The sequence below is a fragment of the Candidatus Omnitrophota bacterium genome (assembly GCA_026387175.1).
GTDB lineage: Bacteria > Omnitrophota > Gorgyraeia > 2-01-FULL-45-10 > 2-01-FULL-45-10 > CAIMPC01.
Map to the genome: position 1 here is coordinate 218,182 of JAPLME010000008.1, position 18,696 is coordinate 236,877.

Here is an 18,696-nt window from a genome sequence, read left to right on the forward strand (position 1 = left end):
ATGATAGCGGTTATTGATTACGGGATGGGCAATCTTCGAAGCGTTGAGAAGGCCCTTGAGCTGGTGGGGGCGAAGGTTAAGGTCACCTCTAATCCGGCCGATCTTGCCAGATGCGATAAGCTGGTATTTCCGGGTGTAGGAGCATTCGGCGACGCCATGAGAGAGCTGAAAAGCTTGCGCCTTGTGGATCCGATAAAGGATGCCATAAAGAGCGGCAAGCTGTTTCTCGGATTGTGCCTCGGGATGCAATTATTATTCGATGATAGCGATGAAGCCCCCGGAGTTAAGGGACTATCTGTATTAAAGGGCGGAGTCAAGAGGTTCAGATTCGTGAAATCCGGACTTAAGGTCCCGCATATGGGATGGAACAGTATTCAGGGGACAGGGTTCAGGGTACGGGGTACAGGGCAAAGGGGACAGGGCGCAGAGATACTGCGAGGAGTGCCCGAGGGATCCTATATGTACTTTGTTCACTCATATTACGTGAAGCCGAAAGATAGGGATGTGGTTTTAACCACTACCGATTATGGAATAGACTTTGTATCGGGTGTGTGTAAGGATAATATTTATGGGTTCCAATTTCACCCCGAGAAGAGCCAGGATGTCGGTATAAAGATCCTGGAGAATTTTGTTAAATTAAAATGATAGTTATACCGGCTATAGATATAAAAGGCGGCAAGGTCGTGAGGCTCAGCCAGGGTGAGTTTTCCCGGCAGACGACTTATTCCGATTCTCCTCTTGAGATGGCCAGAAAATGGGAATCGTTCGGCGTCGAGATGATACATATAGTTGACCTTGACGGCGCGCTGGAAGGCAAAGCCGTAAATCTCGACATAGTGGGAAGAATAGCCAAAAGCGTCAGGCCGAAGATAGAGCTGGGCGGCGGAATAAGAGATGAAGGGACTATAAAAAGAGCTATTGATGCGGGCGTCGCAAAAGTTGTTATAGGCACAAAGGCGCTCGACCAGAAATTTCTCAATTCAGTTGCTAAGGTTTTCGGAAAAAATATAGTGGCCGGCATAGATGCCCGCGACGGGCTGGTCTACACAAAGGGCTGGGTGTTTAAAACTGAGGTAACGGCGGTGGAGCTTGCCAAAAGAATAGGTTCTGCCGGTATCGATACGATAAATTATACCGATATTTCGAAGGATGGAATGCTCGAAGGGCCGAACATCGACAGCCTGAGAGAGCTTATCAGTGCGACCGGGCTGAATATAGTGGCGGCGGGCGGCGTATCGAGTATCGGGGATATAATAAAATTAAAGGCCCTTGAAAGCGAAGGATTAAAGGGTGTCATAGTCGGTAAGGCTCTCTACGAAGGAAAGCTGGATCTGGCTGAGGCGATAAAAATATGCTTACGAAAAGAATAATACCGTGCCTCGATATTAAGGATGGCAGGGTCGTAAAAGGCGTGAACTTCATAAATCTGAAGGATGCGGGCGATCCCGTAGAGAACGCTAAATTTTATGACAGCGAAGGGGCCGACGAACTGGTATTCCTCGATATAACGGCAAGCCACGAGAGACGCAACACTACCGTGGAACTCGTGAAGGCCGTAGCGGATACGATATTTCTGCCGTTCACGGTCGGCGGTGGCATACGTACTATAGATGATATACGAAATCTGCTCATCGCCGGCTGCGATAAGGTTTCGATAAATACGGCGGCGGTCAAGGATCCGGGTTTTGTCAAAAAAGCTTCATCCAGGTTCGGAAGCCAATGTATAGTCGTAGCCATAGACGCCAAATGCGAAGTGAAGACCAGATCGAAAGAACGATGGGAAGTCTTTATAAACGGAGGCCGTACCGCGACCGGCATCAACGCCATTGAGTGGGCGAAGAAGATGGAAGATCTGGGCGCCGGCGAAATACTGCTTACCAGTATGGATTACGATGGCACTCAGGAAGGTTATGATACTGCTCTAACTAGAAAGATCAGTGAAGCCGTGCGGATTCCGGTTATCGCTTCGGGCGGGGCGGGTTCGCTCGAGCACCTGTATGGCGCTTTAACAGAGGGGAAGGCCGACGCTGTGCTGGCCGCTTCGATATTTCATTTCAGGAGATACAGCGTCCGCCAGGCAAAAGAATATTTAAAGAAAAAGAAAGTGGCGGTAAGGATATGAAACTGTTTGAACGTTTAAAATTTAATGATAAGGGATTGATCCCGGCTGTAATCCAGGATGAGAAGACTAAGGAAGTCCTGACGCTCTGTTACCTCAATAAAGAGGCTCTGGAGAGGACGATTGATGAGGGATATGTATATGTCTTCAGGCGGAGCAAAAATGAGCTGATGAAGAAGGGCCAGACGAGCGGCTGCACTCAGGCCGTAAAGAGCCTCTACATCGACTGCGAAGGCAACTCTATTCTTATTAAAGTCGACCAGAAGCTCGCGGGTTGTCATGAGGGTTACTTCACCTGTTATTTCCGAAAAGTGGACAAAGACGGTAATGAGACGATAACGCTCGGCAGGTTGTTCGATCCGAAGAAAGTATATAAAAAATAAATGTATTATCCTGATAAGAAGGAATTTCTAAAGCTGGCGAAGTCGGGCAACCTGATCCCTGTCTATCGGGAGATCCTTGCCGATTTTGAAACGCCACTCTCGGCATACTCTAAAATAGACCCGGGAGAATATTCGTTCCTGCTGGAGTCTGTTGAAGGAGGGGAGAGATTGGCCAGATATTCTTTTCTGGGCTCTTCGCCGTCCGTGGTATTTTCCAGTAAAGGCAAAAGGATAGAGATTCGGGAGGGTAAGTCCGCCAGGGTTTTCGATTCGGATGATCCTATAAACGAGCTTAAAAAGCTATTCGCGCGATATAAGATCGTCAAAGTGAAAGGGCTTCCCAGGTTCACCGGAGGGCTTGTCGGCTTCTTCGGATATGATATGGTGCGTTTCATAGAAGACATCCCGGATAAAAATCGCGATATTTTGAAATCGCCCGATTCGGTATTCATGCTCACCGACACGATACTCATATTCGACCATGTAGACCATAAGATCAAGGTTGTCTCGAACGCTTATGTTAAAGGTTCGGCGTCAGTCGCTTATGATGAAGCGGTGCGGAAGATAGATTCAATAGTTAAGACGCTTAGCAGCCTCCGGAATAAAAAAGAGGCCCGGCCCATTTCGGTAAAGCCCGGTCCCGGCATAAAACTGAAGTCCAATTTCACTAAAACAGAATTTGAGACGGCAGTGAAGAGAGCGAAGTCTTATATCAGGAAAGGGGATATAATACAGGTTGTTCTCTCTCAGAGACTCGAGACGCCTGTGAGGTCCCATCCGTTCGAAATTTATAGAGCGCTGCGTTCAATAAACCCGTCTCCTTATATGTATTATTTGAAGCTGAAAGATTTCTATCTTGTCGGCTCTTCGCCGGAGATAATGGTCAGATGCGAGGATGGCACCGTGGAGGTCAGGCCCATAGCAGGCACCCGTCCAAGGGGCGCGTCCGAGAAGGAAGATGTCAGGCTGATAAAGAGCCTTCTGGCCGATCCAAAAGAGAGGGCGGAGCATATAATGCTGGTCGATCTCGGCCGAAATGATATAGGGCGGGTATGCGACTATAAGAGCGTTAAGGTGTCGGATCTGATGACTGTGGAAAAATATTCGCACGTTATGCATATCGTTACGGACGTTTCGGGGCGCCTGAAGAATGGCAAGACGGCCTTCGATGTCATAAGGGCGACATTTCCCGCAGGCACGGTTAGCGGCGCTCCTAAGGTCAGGGCGATGGAGATAATAGACGAACTTGAAAATGTGAGGCGTGGTACTTATGCGGGATGCGTCGGATATTTTAGTTTTTCCGGCAACCTCGATTGCTGTATCACGATAAGGACGATAATGATAAAGGATAAGACCGCGTACATTCAGGCCGGCGCAGGTATCGTTGCCGATTCCAGGCCCGCGAAGGAGTATCAGGAGACATTGAATAAGGCCAGGGCATTGGTGAAGGCTATTGAAATGGCGGAGCGGGGGCTCAAATAATGATACTGGTCATAGATAACTATGATTCGTTCACATACAATCTGGTCCAGTACCTGGGAGAGTTGGGCGCGGACCTTAGGGTATACAGGAACGATAAGATAACCATAAATGATGTGAAGAGGCTTAAACCCTCCAAGATAGTTATCTCTCCCGGACCCGGCGTGCCTTCAGCCGCGGGTGTATCCGAAGAGGTGATCAGGGTATTCGGCAAGACTACGCCGATATTGGGCGTCTGCCTCGGCCATCAGGCTATCGGTGAAGTCTTCGGTGGACGGATAGTCGGTGCGAAGTCCCTGATGCATGGCAAGACATCGGCGATATATCATGACGGTAAGGATCTATTTAAAGGTATCCCAAACCCTTTCGCGGCTACTAGATATCATTCGCTCCTGGTGGAGCGGAAGAGCTTTCCGAAGGTTTTGAAGATAACGGCTGAGACTAAAGACAAAGAGATAATGGGCCTTCGGCATAAGACCTATCCGATTTACGGCGTGCAGTTTCATCCGGAGTCGATATTGACATCGGAGGGTAAGAAGATATTGAGTAATTTCCTGGAGATGCGAAAATGATGATACGGGAAGCGATAGAGAAAGTCGTAAAGCGTATAGACTTGAGCGAAGCTGAAATGCGCGGGATCTTCAATGAGATAATGTCAGGGAAAGCGACCGATGCGCAGATAGGCGCGCTTGCGACCGCGCTTCGCATGAAGGGCGAGACCGTGGAAGAGATCACGGGCGCCTGCAAGGCAATGAGGGAGAAGACGGTGCGCATATCGGCAGGCAGGGCATCTGCCGGTATGAGCAAAGAGGCCATAGTGGATACCTGCGGCACGGGCGGCAGCGGCATAAATACATTTAATATATCGACGACGGTTGCTTTTGTAGTTGCAGGGTGCGGACTGAAAGTGGCTAAACACGGGAATCGCGCTATGTCGGGCCGGTGCGGGTCGGCGGATGTGCTGGAGGCGCTCGGTGTAAAGCTGGACATAAGCCCTGACATGGCCCAGAGGTGTTTACTTGAGATAGGAATAGGATTTTTATACGCTCCGGCTTTTCACGGCGCGATGAAGTGTGCTGCGAGCCCCAGGAAAGAGATAGGCATAAGGACCATATTTAACCTGTTGGGGCCGCTCTCAAACCCTGCGAACGCGACCAGCCAGATCCTCGGCGTCTACGACGCCGGCCTTACCGATATAGCCGCCAGAGTGCTTAAGAATCTCGGGTCAAAACGCGCTTTTGTGGTATACGGCATGGATAAACTTGATGAGATAACGATTACCGGCAAGACCAGGGTTTCGGAATTAAAAGGCGGAAGGGTACGGACTTATTTCATATCGCCCGAGAAGTTCGGTATGCGGAGGGCCAGCCTTGATGATATAGAAGGCGGTGATCCGAAGGAGAATGCCGATATATTGCTTTCAGTGCTAAAAGGCGAACGCTCGGCAAGGCGCGACATAGTGCTCCTGAATGCCTCCGCGGCGCTCGTTGCCGGTTTCAAGGCTAAAAATTTTAAAGCGGGGATAAAGATGGCGGCCGAATCCATAGATTCAGGGAGGGCTCTCGATAAACTGATGAGACTGATAGAGATGACAAACAGATGATGATCTCCCGGATAATAGAAGAGAAGAGACGCGTGGTCGAGGAGGCCAAGCGGCTTAAGCCGAAAGAAGAGCTTATTAAGGAGATAAACTCTATCTCGGTCAATAGCTCTTTCAAAAAGAACGTATCGAGGCCGCATCATATAAATCTTATCGCTGAGATAAAGAAGGCCTCTCCCTCGAAAGGTATAATAAGGGGCGATTTCAACCCCATTAAAATCGCGATGACATATCAGGCGCACGGTGCCTCGGCCATCTCGGTGCTTACCGACGAGAGGTTTTTCGAGGGTAAATTAGAGCATATAAAGATGGTGAAGGAGAGCGTATCGCTTCCGGTACTTCGTAAAGACTTCATCATCGATGAATACCAGATATATGAATCTGTCGCCTGCGGAGCCGACGCCATCCTGCTTATAGCGGATCTTCTGTCCGACAGTGAAATGACCGGTTTTTACCGCCTTGCTGATTCTCTCGGGCTCGATGTGCTGCTGGAGGTCCACAATGAAGAAGACCTGGAGAAAGCGATTGCCGCCGGCGGAGATATAATAGGCATAAATAACAGGGACCTGCATACATTTAAAGTCGATCTGGCGGTGACCCAGAAGCTTATCAGGCTTATTCCCGCTCATAAGATCAAAGTATCGGAGAGCGGCATAAAGAGTTACGAGGATGTAATGTTCCTGAAGTCTCTCGGCATCAATGCCATATTGATAGGGGAAGCGTTCATGGAGTCCCCGGATATAGCGGCCAAAATACATGAGATAATGAGGTACTGATGGCTCTGATAAAGATCTGCGGTATCACAAATAAGATAGACGCGGTAAATGCGGCGAATCTCGGCGTAGATATGCTCGGTTTCGTCTTTTATAAAAAATCGAAAAGATATGTCGACCGAAAGACGGCGAGGGAAATTATCAACGAACTTCCAGAATCGGTCCAAAAGGTAGGCGTATTTGTCGATGAAGACGCGGATAAAGTGCGCGCGATAGCGGAGGACATTGCTCTGGACACGCTGCAGTTTCACGGGAATGAGTCGCCGGAGTATTGCGCCGCGTTTAAGAATGACTATAAAGTGATAAAGGCCTTCAGGTTAAAGGACAGGGAAGACCTTAAATCGGTGAGCCTTTACGATGTGGATTATTATCTTGTCGATACGCATAAAAGCGGTTTGGCAGGCGGCACAGGAGAGACGTTCGATTGGAAGATATTAAAAGATTTCGAGTTTTTAAAGCCGGTCATACTTTCAGGCGGCCTGAACCCCGATAATGTCGCGCGGGCGATTTCGGAAGTGGTGCCTTACGGCGTGGATGTATCGAGCGGCGTGGAAGAATCGCCCGGCAAGAAGAGCTTACAGCTATTAAAGAAGTTTGTGGAAGAAGTCAGAAAGGCTTAAATTATGTTACCGGACAGAAAAGGATATTTTGGATCTTTTGGCGGGAAGTTCGCGCCTGAGACGTTAATGGCGGCCATCTGTGAACTTGAGAGCGCTTATAAGGCCGCTAAGACAAACGCGTTATTTAAACGGGAACTTGAATATTACCTGAGAGAATATGCCGGAAGACCAACGGGATTGTATTTCGCTAAAAGGCTAACAGCGAAATTAGGCGGCGCTAAAATATACCTGAAGAGAGAAGACCTTTTGCATACTGGCGCGCATAAGATTAATAATACGATAGGGCAGGCGCTCCTTGCGATCAGGATGGGCAAGAAGAAAGTGATCGCCGAGACCGGCGCCGGCCAACACGGTGTCGCTACGGCTACGGTGGCGGCATTGTTCGGCCTCGAGTGCGAGATATTCATGGGTGATGAGGATATAAAGCGTCAGGCCATCAATGTATTTAAGATGAAAATACTCGGCGCCAAGGTGACGCCTGTGCATAGCGGTTCGAAAACGCTAAAAGACGCGATGAATGAGGCCATGAGGAATTGGGTGACGTATGTCCGCAGCACCTATTACGTGATCGGCTCCGTGGCGGGTCCGCATCCATACCCGATGATGGTGCGTGATTTTCAATCGATAATAGGCAAAGAGGCGCGCCGTCAGTCTATTGTCAAGACCGGGCGCCTGCCGGATTACATTGTCGCATGCGTTGGCGGCGGATCGAACGCGATCGGGATATTCCACGCTTTTCTGAAAGATAGAGTTAAACTGATAGGAGTGGAGGCCGCGGGACTTGGCATCAATACTACCAAGCATGCGGCAACTTTATGTAAAGGTTCGGTCGGAGTATTACATGGCTCAAAAAGCTACGTGCTACAGGACGATGACGGGCAGATAAAGATAGCTCATTCTATATCGGCGGGCCTCGATTATCCGGGTGTCGGGCCTGAACACTCTTATCTTAAGGAATCGGGCAGGGTAAAATATTTCGCGGTTAAAGACAAGGAGGCACTCGAGGGCTTCAACATACTGACTGAGACAGAAGGCATAATACCCGCGCTCGAGTCGTCTCATGCTATTTACTACGCCGCGAAACTGGCGAGGAAATTGCCGAAGGACAAGATAGTGGTGATATGTCTGTCGGGAAGAGGCGATAAAGATATTGATATAGTTAGAGGGATAAAAAAGGGCGAAAGGTTAATATGAATATCAGGCCCAATCTGCAGTTTTCGGTGCTGTGCGACGATGTGAGGCGTGAAGATAACGGCAAGTTTATGTTGATAGGACTATTCGAGGCCATAACGGCTAAGGTATTTCCGGCCACGCACCCGACTCTCTTTGTGGTGAACAGGTGGTGTAAGGGTCAGGGCAGTTTTTTGCAGAAGATCAAGATCGTGAACTCGAAGAATAAGGCTATAGTATTCCAGACAAATGAGCAGGCGTTTGAGCTTAACGACATAGACGGCCACCATACGCTAATATCGAGGATAAATAATCTGGTCTTTACCGGAGCGGGCAAATACTGGGTGGAAGTATTGCTTGACGGAGAGCTTATAATAAATTATCCTCTGATATTAAAAGAGATCAAAACGGAGGCTGGCACGGGTGAACAGGATAGATAATAAATTCAATGAATTGAGAGCGGCGCGCCGGAAGGCGTTCATCGCTTATGTAACGGCGGGGGACCCTGATCTTGCCGTGACGAGAAAGGTTGTGCTTAAATTTGAAGAGGCCGGTGTTGATATAGTGGAGCTGGGCATACCTTTCTCCGACCCCATAGCGGATGGGCCGACTATACAGGCGGCATCGTATAGAGCGCTTAAAGGGAAGGCGACCTTGAAGAAGATATTTGCTATGGTCAGGAGCTTGAGGGCCGCCACCGATATGCCGTTAGTCTTTATGACATATTACAACCCTGTTTTGCGGTATGGGCTAAAAAAGTTTTTTGCAAGCTGCCGTAAGTGCGGTGTCGACGGTGTTATAGTGCCCGATCTGCCATGTGAAGAGGCCTCCGATCTTATAAAGTTCGCAAGGTTTGAAAAAGTGGCGACGATATTCCTCTCTTCGCCGACATCTACGCCTGAAAGGATAAGGGATATAGCGAAGAATTCAAAAGGTTTTATATATTATGTCTCTTTGACAGGCGTTACCGGCGCCAGGAGAGAGCTTCCCAAGGACATATCTTCTAAGATAAGGGCAATAAGGTCATTTACAGATAAACCGGTCGCGGTTGGTTTCGGCGTGTCGAGCCCTAATCAGGCCGCTCGGATTGCGAGAGTAGCTGACGGCGTGATAGTGGGAAGCGCCATCGTGAAGATCATGGGTGAGAATAAGAATATAACGCCGAGAGTCTACAATTTCGCTAAATCCATAGCGAAGGCAGTTCATGTCGCGTAAAAAAGCCGTATGCCGGACATATGCTGTTATACTGGTAGGGGGAAAGGGTAAGAGGCTCCGCCCGCTCTCAAAGGCTTCGCGGCCGAAAGCGTTCCTTTCCGTTACCGGGGACAGAAAGACGATGTTTCGAAATACGCTCGGCAGGATCGGGAAATTGATTCCGCCCGAACGTATCATAGTTGTGGCAAACAGGGCGCATTCCGCTCTTGTCAGGAAGGATCTGCCGAAGGCCGCTCGGCGCGGGAACATAATACTTGAGCCGGTATCGCGGAATACCGCTCCGGCAATAGCGCTGGCGGCCGCGTATCTTCTCGCGCGTAAAGATAAAGATGCGGTGATGCTGGTGCTTCCGGCGGATCATTACGTTCCGGACAGAGCCGGCGAGCTCAAGGCCCTTAAAAGCGGCATAGATTTTGTAGCGAATAATAATGACGATGTTATCGCGATAGTCGGGCTTAGGCCCCGCTCGGCTTCGACCGAATATGGATATGTAGAAGTCGCAGGATCCGGAAGAATAGCGAAGGTAATGCGTTTTACGGAAAAGCCGGATCGCGGACTGGCCGTTAAGTATATTGCCGACGGCAGACATTTATGGAATGCGGGTATATTTATCTTTAAAACTAAGACGCTCATGGGTGCGCTTAAAAAATACGCGCCGAAGATATTCCAGATATTGCAAAGCAAGGATATTAATAAGTCATATCGACAGATGCCCGATATATCCATAGATTACGCGGTCATGGAAAAGGCCGATAATGTCTATTGCGTGAAGAGCTCGTACGAATGGAGCGACCTCGGGAGTTTTGACTCGCTCGAGAAGGCACTGAAGGCAGAGTCGAGGCGTTTCATTAAAAAAGGCGAGAAGATAATAAAAATACTATGAAGATAATGGGACTTGATTTCGGAGAGAAGAGGATGGGCGTTGCGCTGAGCGACGAATTATTCCTTACGGCGCAGGGAGCGGATACGATACAGCGTAAAGACTTGAAGGCGGACCTGGGCACGATATCCAATATTATAAAAGAGAACAATGTTATTGAGATTGTGGTCGGGCTTCCTGTAAGCATGGACGGCACGCACAGCCGGAAGACCAAAGAGGTGCTGGAATTTGTGGACATCCTGACGAAAGCTGTTACGGTTCCTGTGAAGACATGGGATGAGCGCCTCACGACAGTTCAGGCGGACAGGGCTATGATGGAAGCCGGTATGAACGGTTTCAAGAGAAGGCGCCTGGCGGACAAGGTCGCGGCAGGACTGATTTTGCAGGGCTATCTCGATTTTCGAAAGAGAGGATAATGCAATGCAGAGGATAGATAGACTGAAGAACGGCCTCAGGACAATGGCATGTCCGATGGCCGGTATGGAGTCCGTCGCTATAGGAGTATGGGTCCGCGCCGGCGGCAGATACGAGTCGGCGAAGATAAGCGGTATAAGCCATCTCCTGGAACATCTTCTTTTTAAAGGCACTGCCACGCGCGATATGATGACTATAAAGCAGGAGATCGAAGGCAGGGGCGGCAGTTTCAACGGTTTCACTTCCGAAGAACATACATGTTATCTGGTCAAATTGCTCGGTAAGGACGCGGAGCTCGGTATCGACATATTGAGCGATATGGTCCTGAATCCGAAGCTGGACGAGTCGGAGATAGCTAAAGAGAAAGAAGTTATCATAGAAGAGATAAAGATGTATAAGGATATGCCGGCCCAGTATGTGCATGAAATTCTGACTGAGGAGATGTGGCCGGGACAGCCTCTGGGCATGCCGCTTGCGGGAACCGTGGAATCTGTAAAGGCTATCTCCAGATCTGAAGTTATGGAATACAAAGAAGCTTTTTACAATCCCAGCAATATATTTGTGATCGGCGCCGGCAACATAGATGAGGACATCCTGGCGGCGATGTCAAAGAAATATCTTTCCGCGCCCGCAAGCGGACAAGCTTCGAAATTTGAGAAGGTAAAGATATCTCAAGACCGGCCGTGCCTTAATCTAAACACGAAGAAGACGGAACAGACGCATCTGGCATTCGGATTTCGCGCGGTAGACAGGTTCCATCCGGATAAGCATGCGTTGAGCATCGCGAACATAATACTCGGCGCGAATATGTCATCCAGATTATTTCATATAGTGAGAGATGAGATGGCGCTCTGTTATGAGATATCTTCCAGCATAAGGAGGTATGAGGATTGCGGCGAGCTTGACGTGAGCGCCGGCGTCGATGACAGGAAGCTCATTAAGGCTATAGAGGTGATACTGAAAGAGCTCGCGCGCCTGGCTAAAGAACCCATACTCGAAGGCGAGCTTAGAAGGGCTAAAGAATATTACAGGGGCCAGCTTCTATTCGCTCTCGAGGATACTATGAGTCATATGCTGTGGCTCGGTGAAAAAGTTGTCGCTGGTGAAAAAGACCTCGTCGCCCGGTCTATATTGGAAAAGGTTGAGGCGGTGTCGATCGAGGATATAATGAGAGTATCGAAGGACCTGTTCAAGGATAATAATTTAAACCTTGCTATCATAGGCCCTTGCGGAGATGAAAAGCAGATTAAAGAGGTGCTGCATTTTTAGCGGCGCCTCTAAAAGGATAAACATATGCCTAAGGTTTTGATCGCGCCGAGCATTCTCTCGGCGGACTTCTCGAAGCTGGGAGAAGAGGTAGAGTCCATAGAAAAGGCCGGAGCGGACTGGATACATATCGATGTGATGGACGGCCACTTCGTCCCCAATATCACGATAGGCCCTGTCGTTGTGAAATCGGTCAGACCGGTCACTAAACTGCCGTTCGATGTTCACCTGATGATAAAGAATCCGCTAAGTTATGTCGAACCATTCGTGAAAGCGGGAAGCGATATAATCACATTTCATATAGAAGCTGATGACGATCCTATGGAAGTAATAAAACTTATAAGATATTTTAAGAAGAGAGTGGGTATTTCGATACGGCCGAAGACCGGCGTAAAGGCAATCGAGAAGATATTGCCGATGGTCGATATGGTGCTGGTGATGACGGTTGAGCCGGGATTCGCCGGTCAGGGATTTATGAACGATTGCTTGCCAAAGATAGAGGAAGCGCGTAAAATTTTTAAAAAAGATATTCAGGTCGATGGGGGTATTAATGAGCTTACCGCGCCTGAAGTCATAAAAGCGGGCGCCAATGTCATAGTGGCCGGATCTTCGGTTTTCGGCACTAAAGATTACGCGCTCGCGATTAAAGGGTTAAGAGGAGGAGAATAGATGGGTGGTATAAAGTTTGGCACGGACGGGTGGAGGGCTGTAATAAGCGATGATTTCACATTCGATAATGTCAAAAAGGTGGCGCAGGCTGTGGCCGACTTTGTTAATAACGACTGCGGGGACCTGAAGGTGAAGGAGAGGAAGATAGTTGTCGGATACGACACGAGATTCCTTTCGGATAAATACGCCGAGCTCATGGCCTGTGTATTCGGCGCCAACGGCGTGAAGACCGTATTGTCCGACAGGCCGACGCCGACGCCCTCGGTCAGTTTCGCCATTAAAAACAGGGGATATGTTGGCGGTATAATGATAACCGCGAGCCACAACCCGGCCAGATATAACGGCATAAAATACAAGGCCTATTACGGCGGTTCGGCGGGTCCCGAGGTCACAAAGAAGTTCGAGTCCTATCTGGGCAAGAACGAGATTAAATATAAAGGGCTGGATGAGTTAAAGTCGAGCGGGCTCGTCGAAATAGACGATATCATCACAAAGCATCTTGGGTTCATCAAAAGTTATGCCGACCTGAAATTAATTAAGAACAGCAAGCTGAAGGTCCTCGTGGATTCCATGTACGGCACCGGTAACGATTACATAGCGATGCTCCTAAAAGGCGGCAAGTGCAAGGTGGATATAATACATAATGAGAAGAATCCGGGTTTCGGAGGGATAAATCCCGAACCGATACTGCCGAACCTGAAAGAGCTTGCCGAAAAGACCAAAAAAGGCAAATACGATATAGGCCTTGCTACCGATGGCGACGCCGATAGGCTGGGGGTGGCGCTTCCAAACGGTAAACTGTTGACCGGGCATAAGGTGATGTCCGTATTGCTTCTGCATCTATTGGAAGACAAGAAAGTGCGCGGCGGAGTAATACAGACGATCTGCGGCACGTTCCTGATCGATAAGATCTGCAAGAAATACGGCCTTAAGATGTATGAGACGGCTGTCGGATTTAAATATATCTGCGAGCTTATGCTGAAAGAGGATATCCTGATAGGCGGCGAAGAGACCGGCGGCGTGGCGTTTAAGAATTCGATACCCGAAAGGGACGGTATCCTCTCCGGGCTTCTCATCCTGGAGATGATGGCGATGAGAAAGAAGAAGATGCTCGATATATTGAAATCCATCGACAAGGAATATGGCACCTATGAATATAAGAGGCTTGATCTGAAGTACCCTGATGATAAAAAACCCAAGCTGATGGCGAGCTTGAGCGCTAACCCGCCGAAAGATATTCTCGGTAAACCGGTAGTCGAAATAAAGACGACGGACGGGTATAAGTTCATCTGCAAGGACAGGTCATGGCTCATGTTGAGGCTCTCGGGGACAGAGCCAATTTTGAGGGTATACGCCGAGGCGCCGACGGAAAAAGAGGCGCTCGAAATAATAGATTTCGGTAAAAGGAAGGCGTATAGCGTTTAATGGATAAGTCGCTAATACGTAACTTCTCTATCATCGCGCATATCGATCACGGTAAATCCACGCTCGCCGACCGTATCCTGCAATTTACCGGCGCCATAAGCGAAAGGGAATTCCACGATCAGCTCCTCGATGACATGGATCTCGAGAGGGAACGCGGCATTACCATAAAAGCGAGCGCCGTCAGGATAAATTATAAGGCCCGGGACGGGAAGACTTATGAGTTGAACCTGATCGATACACCGGGGCATGTCGATTTCACCTATGAAGTTTCAAAGTCGGTCGGGGCCTGCGAAGGCGCGCTCCTGGTCGTGGACGCCTCGCAGGGAGTTGAGGCCCAGACGGTGGCAAACCTTTATCTTGCTATGGAGCATAATCTCGTTATAATACCCGTCATAAACAAGATTGATCTTCCAAGCGCCCAGACGGATAACGTGAAACATGAGATAGCGGATATACTGGGGCTTGATAAGGCCGACATTGTGCTTGCAAGCGCGAAGCTTGGCACCGGCACCGAGGATATATTGGAATCGGTTGTGCAAAGGATCCCGTCGCCGAGCGGAGAGGAGATGAACCCCTTACAGGCGCTGGTATTCGATTCCAAGTTCGATACTTATAAAGGCGTCGTGGTGCTTATCCGGGTAATGAACGGCGTTATCCGAAAAGGCATGAAGGTGATGATGATGTCGAACAGTATCGTCTATGAAGTTCAGGAGGTAGGCGTATTTGATCCAAGGCAAATTCCAACGGGCAGCCTGTCGTGCGGAGAGGTCGGATACATAACCTGTAATATGCGCGACGCCAGAGAAATCTTTGTCGGAGATACCGTGACTGACGCGGAGAATCCCGCTCCGGCGCCGCTACCCGGATACAAGAAAGTCCATCCCATGGTATTCAGCGGAATCTTCCCGTCTAACAGCGCGGACTTTCCGCTGCTAAAAGAGGCCATAGAGAAATTAAGGCTTTCGGACGCGGCCTTTGTCTTTGAACTGGAGAAGTCCGCTTCTCTAGGCATGGGCTTCAGATGCGGCTTCCTCGGTATGCTGCATATGGAGATAGTTGAGCAGAGACTGGAGAGAGAGTACGATCTGAATCTCGTAATTACTACGCCAAGTGTAGTGTACAGGATCCTCAAGAAAAACGGTGAGATAGTGGAGGTCGATAATCCGGTAAAATTGCCGAACCCCGGCGACATAGAAGAGACGGAAGAGCCTTATGTCAGGGCGTATATAATCATACCGAAAGAGTCCATCGGGACCATATTGGAGCTTTCAGAGTCGCGCCGTGGTGTATATGTCTCGACCGAGTATCTGGATGAATCGCGGGCAAGGATCATATATGATATTCCGCTCTCCGAAGTCATAATAGATTTTTATGACAGGATAAAATCCGTGACTAAAGGCTACGGTTCGCTGGATTATGAAATGCTGGATTACAGGTCCACCGATATAGTTAAGCTCGATATATTGATAAACAGCGAAATATACGACGCGTTCTCATCGATCGTATTCAAGGACAGGGCATATGCCAAGGGTAAGGTCGTGATAGAAAAGCTCAAAGAGACGATTCCCAGGCATCTCTTTCAGATAGTCCTGCAGGCGGCTATTGGAGGGCAGATCATCGCCCGCGAGACTATAAAAGCGGTGGGTAAGAATGTCACGGCCAAGTGTTACGGGGGCGATATAACCAGAAAGAGGAAGCTCTGGGAGAAACAGAAAGCCGGCAAGAAGAAGATGAAGCAGTTCGGTAAGGTGGATATCCCGCAGGAGGCTTTTTTTGCGGCGCTTAAGGCACAATAAAAAGAGGAACTATGCAAAAAGAAAAGGTGAAATCACAAGTGAGAGAATGGGTAGAGTCGATCGTAATAGCGCTTGCTATAGCGATAGTCATTCAGACATTTTTGGTACAGGCGTTTAAGATACCGTCGGGCTCTATGATACCGACTTTTAATATCGGCGACAGGATATTCGTCAATAAGTTCCTTTATAGCGCGAGAGTCCCGTTCGTGAACTGGAAGCTCCCGATCCTCGATATAAAAGAGCCGAAACGCGGCGATATAATAGTCTTCGTCTCGCCTGAGGACCCGAAGAAAGATTTTGTCAAGCGCCTTATCGCCTTCGGCGGCGAGAAAGTCGAGATAAAGGACGGCAAGATCCTGATTAACGGCCGGGCGCTCGAAGAGCAGTACCTAAAAGACGTTTATTACTATAATGCGGGCGATTACGGCCGGGAGGGCAAGACTATAATAGTGCCGCCAAATTCGTATTTCGCGCTCGGCGATAATAGCGCCAATTCACGGGACTCCCGGTATTGGGGATTTGTCCCGAGAAAAAATCTTGTGGGTAAGGCAGTCGTGGTATATTGGCCTTTGAATAGAATGAAATTGGTGAGGTAGGGGAGAGATGGGCCAGGTTACATTAGCGAATAAAATATCTATAATCAGGATCATACTGATACCGTTCTTTATAACGGCTGTCGCCTATTCGAGACTGGATCTTGCGCTCCTTGTCTTCGCTATCGCGGTTATCTCGGACGGAGCCGATGGGTTCATTGCGCGGGCTTTAAGACAGCAGACACAGCTTGGCACGATCCTGGATCCAATTGCAGATAAGCTGCTCCTGACAAGCGCATATATATGTCTTTCCATAGTTGGCAATATTCCTCAGCATCTCAGGATGCCACCATATGTTCCTATAATAGTGATATCGAGGGATGTCATAATAGCGATCGGTTCGATAGTGATATATGTGGTAAGGGGCGATATTAAGATCTCCCCCAGTATTATTGGAAAAGTAACGACATTTTTTCAGATGATGACGATAGTCTGCATTCTTGCACAATTCAACTACTCCTTCATTGTATGGAACATCACGATCTTCTTGACCATAGCATCTGGTCTCGATTATGTAATGAAAGGCAGTAAACTATTAAGCGAAAATAATATGCTTAAGAAAGCGGGGTAGAGGATGAATCCCATATTTGCGCTTGCAGGCTCGGTGATTCTGGCCTATTTAATCGGATCATTTCCTACGAGTTTTATACTTGCCAGGATGCTGAAAGGCATAGACATAAGGCAGGTGGGCTCTAAGAACTCCGGCGCCACGAATGTTTTAAGGTCAGTAGGAAAGCTTCCGGCGCTTATTACGCTTATCATTGATATTCTGAAAGGAACAATAGTAGTAACTCTCGTCGCGAACTATTTCTATTCGCTTAACATAAATATCGAATACGACGCATATAGAGGGATTATGGGCCTTGCGGTAGTATGCGGCCATATTTGGTCCGTATTTCTGAAGTTCAGTGGTGGCAAAGGCGTTGCAACTACGCTCGGAGTTGCTATAGGACTAACTCCTTTCGCCCTGATACCATCCGCGCTTATATGGTTCCTCGTTTTTTACATCACAAATTTCGTTTCTCTCGCCTCAATCATGGCACTCTTGCTTTTTCCCGCAGTCGCATGCATTCTGAAATATTCTTTATACACCATACTCTCGAGTGTAGTCATATGCAGCCTCTCCATTTACAAACATAGCGACAATATCAGAAGACTTGTTAGGGGAGAAGAGAACAAGACCCACATCTTCAAAAAAAGATCCGCATAATTAAATCCGCCTAAAAATACAATCCCGACGGTAAATAATAAAAAAGTTAGAAAACAAAAAGTCAGATAATATGACTTGACGTGTTTTATCTAGAATGCTATAATTCTCACATCTTAACTGTTAACAAATTAAAAACAGAAAAATAATATAAGGAGAAAATGGATATGAACAGAAACGCCATTATTAATAAGGGCATCTCCGTTTTATTAATTTCTACTTTCATAACGACTCAGGCTTTTGCATTAAGCCCGTCACTCGTATCGGATCCCGGTATAAATCAAGCTCGAAGTGTAACTGTCCAAGAAGAGGTAGCGGGTAAAACTAAGCCTGGCGCTATTGGTAACGGCCAAGCGCTTGTAGAATTATTCCATGGAAATCTTCCGCCAAGAATCGATATAAATGACGAAATCACAGCGCAGCTGCAGGATGCCATAAAGCTTGCGGTGCATTTGAATAGAGATAAAGGAAATTTAGTTCCCGCCCAACATGAGGAGAAAGTCAGGCTGGCCGCGAATAATCTATTTGGCCTATATAGCAATCTCACGAACAGGACTTACCTGTATAGCGCTATAGCCAGGGATTCAGAAGATTATTTAATAGGTTTTAATCATTATATGGCTGGCGGCGAATCTAGCCGGATCGGCCTGGCCATCGATTTCATCAATTGGCTATATTCCAAATACCCTCCGGAAACGGCAAAACTGCGTCTTGCGCAATATATATATCATGAGTGTGTCCCGGAAAATTTAGTCGCAAAAGAGGGAATGATTGTAGATACTACCGACCACAAAGATATATATAAGGAAGTACAGACTAAAATTTTTGGAGAAGAGGAAGTGGCGGCACTGGGAAGGGACCTGCGCGAATTTATCGAAGCCAAGGTTAAAGGCCCTGTCCGGCTTGCCGAAGCCCAAAACCTGCCCGACCTGCTCAGAGGCATTAAAGAGTCAGTCAGGGCCACAGAAGGCTCCATAACTATCACCGACCAGGCCAGGTTCCGTAAGGATACAGTGGACTATCTGGCATTTACAGCGGCTTTAAGCCAGAATCCCGACGCGAGAACGTCAGCTCAGCAACTATTACG

At 48.3% G+C, this 18,696-nt stretch carries 22 protein-coding genes; all 22 read left to right on the forward strand.

Annotated elements, in window-relative coordinates; genetic code table 11:
* Window positions 1–645, forward strand: coding sequence for an imidazole glycerol phosphate synthase subunit HisH (hisH, locus tag NTY76_05360; GenBank protein ID MCX5678520.1), 645 nt, complete (start codon window positions 1–3; stop codon window positions 643–645).
* Window positions 642–1,370: a 1-(5-phosphoribosyl)-5-[(5-phosphoribosylamino)methylideneamino]imidazole-4-carboxamide isomerase gene (gene hisA, locus NTY76_05365; GenBank protein MCX5678521.1), complete on the forward strand. Its 729-nt coding sequence runs from the start codon at window positions 642–644 to the stop codon at window positions 1,368–1,370. Before hisH ends, hisA begins: the two co-directional genes overlap by 4 nt.
* Window positions 1,352–2,122: an imidazole glycerol phosphate synthase subunit HisF gene (gene hisF / locus NTY76_05370; GenBank protein MCX5678522.1), complete on the forward strand. Its 771-nt coding sequence runs from the start codon at window positions 1,352–1,354 to the stop codon at window positions 2,120–2,122. The genes hisA and hisF overlap by 19 nt, the downstream gene beginning before the upstream one ends.
* Window positions 2,119–2,502: a phosphoribosyl-AMP cyclohydrolase gene (gene hisI / locus NTY76_05375; protein MCX5678523.1), complete on the forward strand. Its 384-nt coding sequence runs from the start codon at window positions 2,119–2,121 to the stop codon at window positions 2,500–2,502. The genes hisF and hisI overlap by 4 nt, the downstream gene beginning before the upstream one ends.
* Window positions 2,503–3,984 (forward strand): anthranilate synthase component I, encoded by a 1,482-nt coding sequence (gene trpE, locus NTY76_05380; GenBank protein ID MCX5678524.1) that lies wholly within the window; start codon window positions 2,503–2,505, stop codon window positions 3,982–3,984. It abuts the gene before it with no gap.
* Complete coding sequence (locus tag NTY76_05385; protein MCX5678525.1) at window positions 3,984–4,553, forward strand: aminodeoxychorismate/anthranilate synthase component II; 570 nt, start codon at window positions 3,984–3,986, stop codon at window positions 4,551–4,553. Before trpE ends, NTY76_05385 begins: the two co-directional genes overlap by 1 nt.
* Window positions 4,553–5,584 (forward strand): anthranilate phosphoribosyltransferase, encoded by a 1,032-nt coding sequence (gene trpD, locus NTY76_05390; GenBank protein MCX5678526.1) that lies wholly within the window; start codon window positions 4,553–4,555, stop codon window positions 5,582–5,584. The genes NTY76_05385 and trpD overlap by 1 nt, the downstream gene beginning before the upstream one ends.
* Window positions 5,581–6,357: an indole-3-glycerol phosphate synthase TrpC gene (gene trpC / locus NTY76_05395; GenBank protein MCX5678527.1), complete on the forward strand. Its 777-nt coding sequence runs from the start codon at window positions 5,581–5,583 to the stop codon at window positions 6,355–6,357. The genes trpD and trpC overlap by 4 nt, the downstream gene beginning before the upstream one ends.
* Window positions 6,357–6,974 carry a phosphoribosylanthranilate isomerase gene (locus NTY76_05400; GenBank protein ID MCX5678528.1) on the forward strand — a complete coding sequence of 206 codons (618 nt, stop codon included), beginning with the start codon at window positions 6,357–6,359 and terminating at the stop codon, window positions 6,972–6,974. The genes trpC and NTY76_05400 overlap by 1 nt, the downstream gene beginning before the upstream one ends.
* Entirely contained in the window at window positions 6,975–8,168 is a 1,194-nt protein-coding gene (gene trpB, locus NTY76_05405; protein MCX5678529.1) for a tryptophan synthase subunit beta, read from the forward strand.
* Window positions 8,165–8,584, forward strand: coding sequence for a hypothetical protein (locus NTY76_05410; GenBank protein MCX5678530.1), 420 nt, complete (start codon window positions 8,165–8,167; stop codon window positions 8,582–8,584). Before trpB ends, NTY76_05410 begins: the two co-directional genes overlap by 4 nt.
* Window positions 8,568–9,359 (forward strand): tryptophan synthase subunit alpha, encoded by a 792-nt coding sequence (trpA, locus tag NTY76_05415; protein MCX5678531.1) that lies wholly within the window; start codon window positions 8,568–8,570, stop codon window positions 9,357–9,359. The genes NTY76_05410 and trpA overlap by 17 nt, the downstream gene beginning before the upstream one ends.
* Window positions 9,349–10,242, forward strand: a complete 894-nt coding sequence (locus tag NTY76_05420) for a mannose-1-phosphate guanylyltransferase (GenBank protein ID MCX5678532.1) — start codon at window positions 9,349–9,351, stop codon at window positions 10,240–10,242. Before trpA ends, NTY76_05420 begins: the two co-directional genes overlap by 11 nt.
* A complete protein-coding gene (gene ruvX, locus NTY76_05425) occupies window positions 10,239–10,655 on the forward strand; it encodes a Holliday junction resolvase RuvX (protein MCX5678533.1) in 417 nt (138 codons plus the stop codon). Before NTY76_05420 ends, ruvX begins: the two co-directional genes overlap by 4 nt.
* A gap of 4 nt (window positions 10,656–10,659) precedes the next feature.
* Window positions 10,660–11,922 (forward strand): pitrilysin family protein, encoded by a 1,263-nt coding sequence (locus NTY76_05430; GenBank protein MCX5678534.1) that lies wholly within the window; start codon window positions 10,660–10,662, stop codon window positions 11,920–11,922.
* Window positions 11,923–11,946: 24 nt separating this feature from the next.
* A complete protein-coding gene (gene rpe / locus NTY76_05435; protein MCX5678535.1) occupies window positions 11,947–12,588 on the forward strand; it encodes a ribulose-phosphate 3-epimerase in 642 nt (213 codons plus the stop codon).
* Entirely contained in the window at window positions 12,589–14,013 is a 1,425-nt protein-coding gene (locus tag NTY76_05440; protein MCX5678536.1) for a phosphoglucomutase/phosphomannomutase family protein, read from the forward strand. It begins immediately after the preceding gene.
* Window positions 14,013–15,809 carry a translation elongation factor 4 gene (gene lepA, locus NTY76_05445; protein MCX5678537.1) on the forward strand — a complete coding sequence of 599 codons (1,797 nt, stop codon included), beginning with the start codon at window positions 14,013–14,015 and terminating at the stop codon, window positions 15,807–15,809. The genes NTY76_05440 and lepA overlap by 1 nt, the downstream gene beginning before the upstream one ends.
* A gap of 11 nt (window positions 15,810–15,820) precedes the next feature.
* Window positions 15,821–16,405 (forward strand): signal peptidase I, encoded by a 585-nt coding sequence (gene lepB, locus NTY76_05450; GenBank protein ID MCX5678538.1) that lies wholly within the window; start codon window positions 15,821–15,823, stop codon window positions 16,403–16,405.
* Window positions 16,406–16,412: 7 nt separating this feature from the next.
* Window positions 16,413–16,973, forward strand: a complete 561-nt coding sequence (locus NTY76_05455) for a CDP-alcohol phosphatidyltransferase family protein (GenBank protein MCX5678539.1) — start codon at window positions 16,413–16,415, stop codon at window positions 16,971–16,973.
* Between the two features lie 3 nt (window positions 16,974–16,976).
* The gene (gene plsY, locus NTY76_05460; GenBank protein ID MCX5678540.1) at window positions 16,977–17,612 is read left to right on the forward strand and encodes a glycerol-3-phosphate 1-O-acyltransferase PlsY; all 636 of its coding nucleotides are present in this window, start codon (window positions 16,977–16,979) and stop codon (window positions 17,610–17,612) included.
* A 158-nt stretch (window positions 17,613–17,770) separates the two neighbouring features.
* On the forward strand, window positions 17,771–18,696 hold a 926-nt coding region (locus NTY76_05465), incomplete at its 3' end, for a hypothetical protein (GenBank protein MCX5678541.1).

What these genes read in the sequence shown, in the direction of transcription:
- hisH (MCX5678520.1), top strand. Translation starts at nt 1, where the DNA reads ATGATAGCGGTTATTGATTACGGGATGGGCAATCTTCGAAGCGTTGAG.
- hisA (MCX5678521.1), top strand. Translation starts at nt 642, where the DNA reads ATGATAGTTATACCGGCTATAGATATAAAAGGCGGCAAGGTCGTGAGG.
- hisF (MCX5678522.1), top strand. Translation starts at nt 1,352, where the DNA reads ATGCTTACGAAAAGAATAATACCGTGCCTCGATATTAAGGATGGCAGG.
- hisI (MCX5678523.1), top strand. Translation starts at nt 2,119, where the DNA reads ATGAAACTGTTTGAACGTTTAAAATTTAATGATAAGGGATTGATCCCG.
- trpE (MCX5678524.1), top strand. Translation starts at nt 2,503, where the DNA reads ATGTATTATCCTGATAAGAAGGAATTTCTAAAGCTGGCGAAGTCGGGC.
- NTY76_05385 (MCX5678525.1), top strand. Translation starts at nt 3,984, where the DNA reads ATGATACTGGTCATAGATAACTATGATTCGTTCACATACAATCTGGTC.
- trpD (MCX5678526.1), top strand. Translation starts at nt 4,553, where the DNA reads ATGATACGGGAAGCGATAGAGAAAGTCGTAAAGCGTATAGACTTGAGC.
- trpC (MCX5678527.1), top strand. Translation starts at nt 5,581, where the DNA reads ATGATGATCTCCCGGATAATAGAAGAGAAGAGACGCGTGGTCGAGGAG.
- NTY76_05400 (MCX5678528.1), top strand. Translation starts at nt 6,357, where the DNA reads ATGGCTCTGATAAAGATCTGCGGTATCACAAATAAGATAGACGCGGTA.
- NTY76_05410 (MCX5678530.1), top strand. Translation starts at nt 8,165, where the DNA reads ATGAATATCAGGCCCAATCTGCAGTTTTCGGTGCTGTGCGACGATGTG.
- NTY76_05420 (MCX5678532.1), top strand. Translation starts at nt 9,349, where the DNA reads ATGTCGCGTAAAAAAGCCGTATGCCGGACATATGCTGTTATACTGGTA.
- ruvX (MCX5678533.1), top strand. Translation starts at nt 10,239, where the DNA reads ATGAAGATAATGGGACTTGATTTCGGAGAGAAGAGGATGGGCGTTGCG.
- NTY76_05430 (MCX5678534.1), top strand. Translation starts at nt 10,660, where the DNA reads ATGCAGAGGATAGATAGACTGAAGAACGGCCTCAGGACAATGGCATGT.
- rpe (MCX5678535.1), top strand. Translation starts at nt 11,947, where the DNA reads ATGCCTAAGGTTTTGATCGCGCCGAGCATTCTCTCGGCGGACTTCTCG.
- NTY76_05440 (MCX5678536.1), top strand. Translation starts at nt 12,589, where the DNA reads ATGGGTGGTATAAAGTTTGGCACGGACGGGTGGAGGGCTGTAATAAGC.
- lepA (MCX5678537.1), top strand. Translation starts at nt 14,013, where the DNA reads ATGGATAAGTCGCTAATACGTAACTTCTCTATCATCGCGCATATCGAT.
- lepB (MCX5678538.1), top strand. Translation starts at nt 15,821, where the DNA reads ATGCAAAAAGAAAAGGTGAAATCACAAGTGAGAGAATGGGTAGAGTCG.
- NTY76_05455 (MCX5678539.1), top strand. Translation starts at nt 16,413, where the DNA reads ATGGGCCAGGTTACATTAGCGAATAAAATATCTATAATCAGGATCATA.
- plsY (MCX5678540.1), top strand. Translation starts at nt 16,977, where the DNA reads ATGAATCCCATATTTGCGCTTGCAGGCTCGGTGATTCTGGCCTATTTA.